1 protein-coding gene is annotated in these 1,864 nt (G+C 75.6%); it reads right to left on the bottom strand.

The features are described from left to right. Positions 1-117: 117 nt before the first annotated feature. Positions 118-1,479: an amidohydrolase family protein gene (locus tag ABZ318_RS39545; RefSeq protein WP_356907245.1), complete on the bottom strand. Its 1,362-nt coding sequence runs from the start codon at positions 1,477-1,479 to the stop codon at positions 118-120. Positions 1,480-1,864: the final 385 nt, after the last annotated feature.

Here is a 1,864-nt window from a genome sequence, read left to right as displayed (position 1 = left end):
CGTTGCGCGCGGAGAGGGGGTGCGGGGTGCCGTCGCGGAGGTACTCGTCGCCGAGCACCCAGGCGGTGCGTGCCGGGACGTCCCCGGCCCGTCGACCCGCACCCGGTGCCGGACTCGTCAGGCGAGGAACTCCCCGTCGCGGGCCACGACCACACCGCCGTGGACGACCATGTCCCGGCGCGGCATGTCGACGACGACCTGCGGCAGGCACTCGCCGCGCACCAGGACGAAGTCGGCCGGGGCGCCCGCCCGGAAGTCGGCGTGCGCGAGGCCCATCACGTCCGCGCCGCCGTGGGTCGCGACGCGGTAGCACTCCGACAGCTCGTCGTCGAGACGCACGTCCGTCACCCAGCCGAGGATGTGCGCGCGGTGCATCATGTCGGCGTCGCCGAACGGGCTCCACGAGTCCCGGACGCCGTCCGAGCCGAGCCCGACCCGTACGCCGTGCTCGCGCAGCCGGGCGATCGGAAGCACCAGGGAGTCCGAGGGCGCGACCGTGGTGAGCGCGATGTCCTGCTCTCCCAAGTCCGTCGCGATGGAGCCCAGCTCACGGTCCGTCAGGCCCGGAAGGCAGAAGACGTGGCTGACCGTGACCTTGCCGGCGAGGGAGAGGGCACGGGTGCGCTCGACGATGCCGCGCATCGCCAGCATGCCCTTCTCGCCGCGGTCGTGCAGGTGGATGTCCACACCGACGCCATGGCGGTCCGCGATGCCGAAGACGACGTCGAGCTGCTCGTCGAGGGCCTGGTCGAAGCCGATCGGGTCGATGCCGCCGATCATGTCGATGACGCCCTCGCGCGCCGCCCTCTCCAGGAGCGCCGCCGTGCCCGGGGTGCGGATGACGCCGTGCTGGGGGAAGGCCACGATCTGGACGTCGAGGGCGTGGCGCAGCCGCTCGCGGGCCTCCGCCACGCCCTCCACGCCGGCCAGGCCGTAGGCCGGGGCCACGTCGGCGTGGGCGCGCATGCCGCGGGTGCCGCGGGCGACGGCGTGGCTCATCAGGCCGTAGGCGCGCTCGGCGACGGGGCGGCGCTGGCTGCGGAACAGCTCCACGTCCTGCGCGACGTAGTCGGCGATGCCGGAGGCCGGCCGGCGCGACACCCAGGAGCCGCCCCAGGTGGTCTTGTCGGGGTGGATGTGCGCGTCGACGAGGGACGGGAGGGCGATCCGGCCGCCGCCGTCGACGACCTTCGCGCCGTGCGGCGCGGGGCCGTCCGAGATCCGGCCGTCGACGACGACGAGGTCCGTGGGCTTCGTCGCGCCGAACGGGCGCACGTCGCGGAACACGACGGTCCTGTCGCGGTGGCCGGGTCGGGCCGATGCCGCGGCTCCGGTCGCGGCCGGAGCGGTCGCCGCCTGCACGGTTCCGGCGGTGGCGGCCGACGTGGCCGTGGCACCGGCGAGGGCGGCGGCACCGGCGAGCATGGTGCGGCGGGAGAGGGCGGAGGGGGTGGACGGGGTCGAGGATGGGGGCTGCATGGGGGCTCCTTGGGAGGGGGGAGGGGGTAGGTCGTCGGGGGTACGGGGTGGGGTGCGGGTCCGGTCCTGCTGCGGGCTGCGGGTTCGGGCCCGGATTGCAGGCCTCGGCCCACGGCGGGCGGCGCCGTTGTCGCGCCGGGTGGTGCTCCACTGCGGCGGTCGCGCCTTGCCGCACGGCTTGCGGTGCTCCACCTGCGGCGGGGGTGCCTCGGGCGGCTTGGGTCGCGGACGCCCGCCCGTTGCGGGCCTGGTTACGGGCGCCCACCCGTAGTGGGCTGCGCCCTGCCGGGTTCAAGCCCTCGTACGGGCACGTGCCGTACGTCCCGCCGTGCCCGGAGCGGCTGTCCCATGTAGGGCCGCTGGCTCGGAGCGTGGCGGACGTCGC

The sequence above is a fragment of the Streptomyces sp. NPDC006197 genome (assembly GCF_040613865.1).
Lineage (GTDB): Bacteria > Actinomycetota > Actinomycetes > Streptomycetales > Streptomycetaceae > Streptomyces.
This window is presented reverse-complemented; position numbering and strand designations above follow the sequence as displayed.

Bases quoted from the DNA above. Each gene is read 5' to 3' on its own strand.
- ABZ318_RS39545 (WP_356907245.1), bottom strand. From the start codon at position 1,479: ATGCAGCCCCCATCCTCGACCCCGTCCACCCCCTCCGCCCTCTCCCGC.